The organism is Pseudonocardia sp. SID8383 (assembly GCF_009864975.1).
In the GTDB taxonomy this organism is placed as follows: domain Bacteria; phylum Actinomycetota; class Actinomycetes; order Mycobacteriales; family Pseudonocardiaceae; genus Pseudonocardia; species Pseudonocardia alni.
Genome location: NZ_WWFY01000245.1, coordinates 1 through 7326, shown reverse-complemented (window position 1 = coordinate 7326; position 7326 = coordinate 1). Strand labels below are relative to the sequence as shown.

6 protein-coding genes are annotated in these 7326 nt (G+C 73.6%); 5 read left to right on the top strand and 1 reads right to left on the bottom strand.

The genetic code is table 11. From position 1 onward, the window contains the following. Nucleotides 1-124 precede the first annotated feature (124 nt). The gene (locus tag GTW08_RS05985; RefSeq protein ID WP_161151542.1) at nucleotides 125-1138 is read right to left on the bottom strand and encodes a substrate-binding domain-containing protein; all 1014 of its coding nucleotides are present in this window, start codon (nucleotides 1136-1138) and stop codon (nucleotides 125-127) included. 136 nt (nucleotides 1139-1274) lie between these two features. Between GTW08_RS05985 and GTW08_RS05980 the strand changes: the two genes are divergently transcribed. From GTW08_RS05980 to GTW08_RS31545, 5 genes are all read left to right on the top strand, one after another. After that, the gene (locus tag GTW08_RS05980) at nucleotides 1275-2594 is read left to right on the top strand and encodes an extracellular solute-binding protein (RefSeq protein ID WP_161151541.1); all 1320 of its coding nucleotides are present in this window, start codon (nucleotides 1275-1277) and stop codon (nucleotides 2592-2594) included. Further along, on the top strand, nucleotides 2591-3487 hold the full coding sequence (locus GTW08_RS05975) for a carbohydrate ABC transporter permease (protein ID WP_073575564.1): 897 nt from the start codon (nucleotides 2591-2593) through the stop codon (nucleotides 3485-3487). Before GTW08_RS05980 ends, GTW08_RS05975 begins: the two co-directional genes overlap by 4 nt. A gap of 5 nt (nucleotides 3488-3492) precedes the next feature. Next, the gene (locus tag GTW08_RS05970; protein ID WP_161151540.1) at nucleotides 3493-4392 is read left to right on the top strand and encodes a carbohydrate ABC transporter permease; all 900 of its coding nucleotides are present in this window, start codon (nucleotides 3493-3495) and stop codon (nucleotides 4390-4392) included. 52 nt (nucleotides 4393-4444) lie between these two features. After that, the gene (locus GTW08_RS05965; protein WP_161151539.1) at nucleotides 4445-6766 is read left to right on the top strand and encodes a glycoside hydrolase family 3 N-terminal domain-containing protein; all 2322 of its coding nucleotides are present in this window, start codon (nucleotides 4445-4447) and stop codon (nucleotides 6764-6766) included. A gap of 323 nt (nucleotides 6767-7089) precedes the next feature. Beyond that, on the top strand, nucleotides 7090-7326 hold a 237-nt coding region (locus tag GTW08_RS31545), incomplete at its 3' end, for an LpqB family beta-propeller domain-containing protein (protein WP_202416452.1).

Genomic DNA, 7326 nt, shown 5'->3' with positions numbered 1-7326 from the left:
TCCCGTCCGTGCTCGGCGCCGACGCGGCCCTGCGCGGCGCCGGACGGGCCGCGCTGGCTCCGGTGATCGCCGACCCGTGGGCCTGGATCACCGGCGACCCGGCGCCGTGACGCGACGGCGCGGCTCAGCCGCCGGGGACGGCCGTACTGGCACGGACGACGAGCTCGGTGGCCAGCTCCAGGCGGGCCGCGGCTCCGGTGACGTCGGCCCGCGGCTCGTCCAGTGCCAGCCGCACGGACTCCCCCGCCATCCGGGCCAGCGGCTGGCGCACCGTGGTGAGCGGGGGGCTCAGGTACTCGCAGACGGTGATGTCGTCGAACCCCACCACCGACAGGTCCTCCGGCACCCGCAGGCCACGACGGTCGGCCTCCTGGTACACCCCGACCGCCTGCATGTCCGACCCGGCGAAGACGGCGGTGGGCGGATCGCGCAGGTCCAGCAGGGCCGCGGCCCCGGCCCGCCCGCCCCCGACGAGGAAGTCCCCGTGGCGCACGAGCTCCTCGTGGGCCTCCACGCCGGCGCGCCGCAGCGCCGCCCGGTAGCCGTCCACCCGCTGCTGGCTGGAGCTCAGCCATGGCGGCCCGGAGACGATGCCGATCCGCCGGTGCCCCAGCGCCACCAGGTGTTCGGTCGCGGCCAGCCCGCCGGCCCAGTTGGTCGCCCCGACCGTGGGGAACGAGGGCGGGGCGTCACCCACCGGGTCCAGCAGGACCACCGGCGCCTCGAGGGCGGCCAGCCGGTCGGAGGTCTCCGGGTCACGGTCGCCGACGACCACCACGACACCGTCGCTGCCCCGCCCGGCGATCCGGTCGAGCCAGGCCCGCGAGCCGGGGTCGTCGTAGCCGGTGGTGTTGAGCACGACCTGCCGGTCGGTGCGCCGGGCCTCGGCCTCGGCGCCCCGCAGCACCTCCATCGCCCAGAACGAGTCGAGGCGGTCGACGACCACGTCGACCAGCCCGGTCCGGCGTCGCGTCGCCCCGCCGCGACGGCGGTAGCCGCTCTCGGCCACGACCTGCTGCACCAGCTCGCGGGTGGACCGGGCGACGTCGGCCCGCCCGTTGAGGACCTTCGAGACGGTCGGGACCGAGACACCCGCCTGTTCGGCGACCTCGGCGATCGTCACACGGCTGCGTTTCACGCCCGCACCTTATCGAAAGTTTCAAAGATCGTCGTCGACACATCGCACCTTGACGGCCCCGTACGAGCGCTCTAACTTGCGTTCATCGCGTTCGCAAGTCTCGGAAACTTTCGATCGACTGCTCAAGGGAGAGCCCATGTCGACCTGGTCACGCGTCCGCCGGACCGTCCTCGCGGCGGCACTCGCCACCGGCCTCGCCGCCGTCGCCGCCTGCGGGGGTACCGCCGGTCCACAGGCCGGCGGCGGGGCCGGCCAACTCACCCTCTGGACCCTGCAGAACGAGGGGATCAACTCCGTCCAGCAGGCCGCCGTGGACCGCTTCAACGACGCCGGTGGCCCGCAGATCGACCTGACCACCTATCTCAACGACCCCTACAAGTCCGCCCTGCAGACCGCCATCGGTTCCCCGAACGGACCGGACGTCTTCTACAACTGGGGCGGGGGCAACCTGAAGGGCTACGCCGACGCCGGGCAGGCCGCCGACCTGACCGCCGCGCTCGACGCCCGGCCGGAGGTGAAGCAGGCCTTCCTCCCGCAGGTGCTGGAGACCGGCACGATCGACGGCAAGGTCTACGGCATCCCCATGCAGGGCGTGCAGCCGCTGTCGTTCTTCTACAACAAGGACGTGTTCGCGCAGGCGGGCATCACCGAGTTCCCGACCACCTGGCAGGGCTTCCTCGACACCGTCGACCGGCTCAAGGCCGCCGGGGTGCAGCCGATCGCGCTCGCCGGGGCCCAGTCGTGGACCGAGATGATGTACCCGGAGTACCTGCTCGACCGGGTCGGCGGCTCGGAGAAGTTCCAGGCCATCGCCGACGGCAAGCCCGGCGCCTGGCGTGACCCGGCCGTGGTGCAGGCGATGACGATGGTCCAGGACCTGGTGGACCGCGGTGCGTTCGGCACCAACTTCACCGCCGTCGACTACGACAACCAGGCCTCGCAGGCGCTGCTGACGAGCGGTCGCGCGGCGATGGAGCTGATGGGGTCCTGGCAGGTCACCAGCCTCAACGACAACTTCCCCGACTTCCTGGAGCAGGGCAAGCTCGGCTGGGCGCCGTTCCCGGCCGTCGAGGGCGGCGCGGGCGACCCCAGCACCGTGATCGGCAACCCGTCGAACTACTACTCGGTCAGCGCGCGGTCGGCCGACGTCCCGGCGGCGACCGACTTCCTGCTCACGCAGATGACCGACCCGCAGTACGTGCAGGGCATGCTGGAGAAGGGGCAGGTCCCCGCCCTGACCGGGATCGAGCAGCAGGTCGCCTCGGCCGGGCCGTTCGCGGACTTCAACACCTACACCTACGACCAGACGAAGAACGCCGCGACGTTCGTCCAGTCCTGGGACCAGGCGCTGCCCGCCGCCGAGGCGCAGACCATGCTGACCAACCTCTCCAAGGTCTTCACCAAGGAGCTGACGCCGCGGCAGTTCGCCGAGGCGATGGACAGCGCAGGCCGATGAGCACCACGTCGGTGACCGGGTCGGGGCGGCCCGGGTTCGTCTGGGCCGCCCCCGCCCTGGCCTTCTTCGCGCTCTTCGCGCTGCTGCCGATGCTCGCCGTCGTCGTCCTCAGCTTCACCGCCTACGACGGCCTGTCCGCGCCGCGGTGGACCGGGCTCGACAACTGGGTCCGGCTCGGCTCGGACCCGCTGTTCACCGAATCGCTGCGGCTGTCGTTCGTCCTGACCGGGGTCTCCTGGGTGGTGCAGACCGCCGTCGCCCTGCCGCTGGGGGTCTGGCTCGCCGGCCGCGGCCGGTCGCGGGCCGTGCTGGCGGCGCTGTTCTTCGTGCCGCTGCTGATGTCCAGCGCCGCCATCGCGGTGCTGTGGGGCACCCTGTTCGACCCCAACTTCGGCCTGGCGTCGGTGCTCGGTCCGCTGGTCGGCATCGACGACGGCAACATCATCGGCAGCAACCGGTACGCCTTCGCCGCGGTGATCGCGGTGATCGCCTGGCAGTACATGCCGTTCCACACCCTGCTCTACCAGGCCGCGGCCCGGGCGATCCCGGCGCAGCTCTACGAAGCGGCCCTGATCGACGGTGCCGGACGCTGGCGGACCTTCGTCTCGATCACCGTCCCGCAGCTGCGGGACACGATCATCACCTCCGGCGTGCTGATCGTGGTCGGCTCGATGACGACGTTCGAGGTCGTGCTGATCCTGACCGGCGGCGGGCCCGGCACCGCCTCCCGGATCCTCCCGCTGCACATGTACCTGGAGGGGTTCCGCAGCTTCGACATGGGTTATGCGAGCGCGCTGGCCGTCGTGCTGCTGGTGCTGGGCACCACGCTCTCGCTGGTGATCGCCCGGGTGACCGGCTATCGCCGGATGACCAGCCAACGGGAGGGGATGTGAGCACGATGTCCGCCACCACCACCGGTCCCGCGCCCGGGCGGGACGTACCCCCCGCGCCCGCGGGCCCGCCGCGGCCGGGCCGGGTCCGCCGCGCCCGTCCGAACCTCGTGGGGGGCCTCGGGGCGGGCGTCTGGTTCGTCGTGGTCGCCGTCCCGCTGTACTTCCTGCTCGTCACCAGTTTCCGGGCGTCGTCGGACTACCTCTCCGACGGACCGCTCGCGGTGCCGTCGGGCCTGACGACCGACAACTACCTCGAGGTGCTGTCCTCGAACTTCCCGCGCTACTTCCTCAACAACGTCCTGGTCGCGGCGGCCTGCGTCGCGATCGTGCTCGTCCTGGCCCTGCCCGCGGCGTACGCGATCGTCCGCAGCCGCAGCCGCTGGGTCGCCCGCGGCTTCACCGTCCTGCTGCTCGGGCTCGCCGTGCCCGCCCAGGCCGTGATCGTCCCGCTGTACCTGATGGTCACCCAGCTGCGGCTCTACGACACCCTGCTCGCGATCATCCTGCCGACGGCGGCGTTCGCCCTGCCGCTCGCCGTGGTCGTGCTGTCCTCGAGCCTGCGCGACATCCCGGGCGAGCTGTTCGAGGCCGCGGTGCTCGACGGGGCGGGCCCCGGACGGGTGCTGGTGTCGCTCGTGCTGCCGCTGGCCCGCCCCGGGCTCGCGACGATCGGCATCTTCACCGCGTTGCAGGCGTGGAACGGGTTCCTGTTCCCGCTGGTCCTGACCCAGGACGCCTCGGTGCGCGTGCTGACGCTGGGGCTGTGGGACTTCCAGGGCCAGTACGGCACGAACGTCCCGCTCATCACCGCCGCGGTGCTGCTCTCGCTGCTGCCGTTGCTCGTCGTCTACCTGCTCGGGCGCCGCTTCCTGCTCGCCGGCCTCACCGCCGGCGCCGGCCGCTGAGCCCCCTCCCGTCCTGTGAAAGGCCCTCATGAGCACGGATCTGTCCCCGTCCATGACCACCGGTTCCGACCCGCGCCCCGCCGCCCTGCTCGCCAGGATGACCCTGGAGGAGAAGCTCGCCCAGCTCGTCGGGCTGTGGGAGGGGCGTGACCACGCCGCCGACACCGACACCGACGGCGACGTCGCGCCGATGCAGGACTCGATGCAGTCCGGCCACGCGGGCTTCGACTCCTTCGCCCGCGACGGCCTCGGCCAGCTCACCCGGGTGTTCGGCACCGCCCCGGTGGAGCCCGCCGACGGCCTGACCCACCTCGCCGACCGGCAGCGCAGGCTGGGCGCCGCGACCCGGCTGCGGATCCCGGCGCTGGTGCACGAGGAGTGCCTGACCGGGCTCGCCGCCTGGCGGGCGACGACGTTCCCGGCGCCACCGAGCTGGGGCGCGGCGTTCGACCCGGGCCTCGTCGAGGAGATGGCGGCCGCGATCGGGACGACGATGGCCGATCTCGGGGTGCACCAGGGCCTCGCCCCGGTGCTCGACGTCGTCCGCGACGCCCGCTGGGGCCGGGTCGAGGAGTGCATCGGGGAGGACCCCTACCTCGTCGGCACGATCGGCACGGCCTACGTGCGCGGGCTGCAGTCCGCCGGGGTCGTCGCGACGCTGAAGCACTTCGTCGGCTACTCCGCCTCGCAGTCCGGGCGCAACCTCGCCCCGGTGCACGCCGGGCCCCGTGAACTCGCCGACGTGCTGCTGCCGCCGTTCGAGATGGCGGTGCTCGACGGCGGTGCCGGCTCGGTCATGAACTCCTACGCCGAGGTCGACGGGCTCCCCGTGGCGGCCGACGCCGGACTGCTCACCGGGGTGCTGCGTGACCGGTGGGGATTCACGGGCACCGTGGTCGCCGACTACTTCTCCATCGCGTTCCTGCACACCCTGCACGGGACCGCGGGCGACCTCGGCGCCGCCGCGGAGCAGGCGCTGGTCGCGGGGATCGACGTGGAGCTGCCCACCGGCACCGCGTACCTGGAGCCGCTGGCCGAGCGGGTCCGCTCGGGCGGGCTGCCCGAGCACGTCGTCGACCGGGCCGTGCTGCGGGTGCTGGAGCAGAAGGCCCACCTCGGGCTGCTCGACGACGGCGCCGCGGCCCGCGCCGCGGAGCAGGCCACCGCACGCGCCGCGGCGCCGGTCGACCTCGACCCGCCGGAGCACCGGGCGATCGCCGCGCGGCTGGCGGAGCAGTCGGTCGTGCTGCTGCACGACGACGGCGTCCTGCCGCTCGCGCCCGGCACCCGCCGGATCGCCGTCCTCGGCCCGAACGCCGACGACCCGGCCGCGCTGATGGGCTGCTACAGCTTCGCCAACCACGTCCTGCCCCAGCACCCGGGCACGGAGCTCGGCCTGGACGTACCGACCGTGCTCGACGCCCTGCGCCGTGAGCGGCCGGACGCCGAGCTGGTCCACGTGCGGGGGTGCGACGTCGACACGTCCGACCGGTCGGGCTTCGACGCGGCGGTGCGGGCCGCGGCGGGCTCCGACCTGGCCGTCGTCGTGGCCGGTGACCGCGCCGGGCTGTTCGGCCGTGGCACCTCCGGCGAGGGCTGCGACACCGACACCCTGGAGCTGCCGGGGGTGCAGCGGGAGTTCGTCGAGGCCGTGCTGGACGGCGGCACACCGGTGGTGCTCGTGCTGCTGACCGGCCGTCCCTACGTGCTGGACTGGGCGCTGGCCCGGTGCGCGGCCGTGGTGCAGGCGTTCTTCCCCGGTCAGGAGGGCGCGGGCGCGGTGGCCGGCGTGCTGTCGGGCCGGATCAACCCGTCCGGGCGGCTCCCGGTGAGCCTGCCCCGGTCAGCGGGGGCGCAGCCGTACTCCTACCTGCACCCCCGGCTCGGCGCGGCGAGCCCGGTGACCGCGATCGACACCGCACCGGTACGGCCGTTCGGGTTCGGGCTGAGCTACACCCGGTTCAGCCACTCCGACCTGCGGATCGACCGGGCACGGGTACCCACCGACGGAGCATTCACCGTGACCTGCCGGGTCCGCAACGACGGTGACCGCGCGGGTGCCGACGTCGTCCAGCTCTACGGCACCGACACCGTCGCCTCGGTCACCCGGCCACAGCGCGCGCTGCTCGGGTACGCACGGGTCCCGCTCGAGCCCGGCGCCGCCGCCGACGTCGTGTTCGACGTGCCGGCCCGCCGGCTCGCGCTGCACGACCGCAGGATGTGCCACGTCGTCGAGCCGGGCGCCGTCCAGCTGTTCGTCGGTACCTCCTGCACCGACCCGGTGCTGCACGGCGCCGTCGAGCTGGTCGGCCCGGTGCACGAGGTCCGGGTCACCGACCGGCGGATCGTCGACGTCCGGGTCGTCCCCTGCTGATCGCGACGGTTGTCACCCCCCGGAAACGTGTCGGGTCTTGCGGCGGGACCACGATCCACGTGAGGTGGTCCCATGTGCGGCGTCGTGGGCGGTATCCGGATCGACGGCCACACCTCTGATGCGGGGCCGGTCCCGGACGCCGGGGCCACGCCGCCCGGCCGGTATCTTCTCGTTCCGGCCGGGCACCGGGGGCCGGGGCGCCACCCCGCCGGGGGCGTGCACCGGTGTCCCGTGCCCGCGTCCGCGGTCCGCAGCGGCACGAACGGGGGTGGTGACGGGTGAGGTCCGTGCGGGAGGGCACACCCGCCCCGGACACGGCGTCCGTGTCCTCCGCCGGGGCCGAACCCGGGCACCACTCGCCCGCGGTGTCCCCCGACGGCACCCGCATCGCCTGGATCTCCGACCGCACCGGGCGCCCGCGGGTGCACGTCGCGGCGCTGCCGGCGGACGGACCGGTCGACCCGGACGGGGCGCGGGTACTGGAGGCCCCCGGCCCGCACGCCGACGTGACCGCGCTGTCCTGGTCCCCCGACGGCAGCCGGATCGCGGTGCAGGTCGCC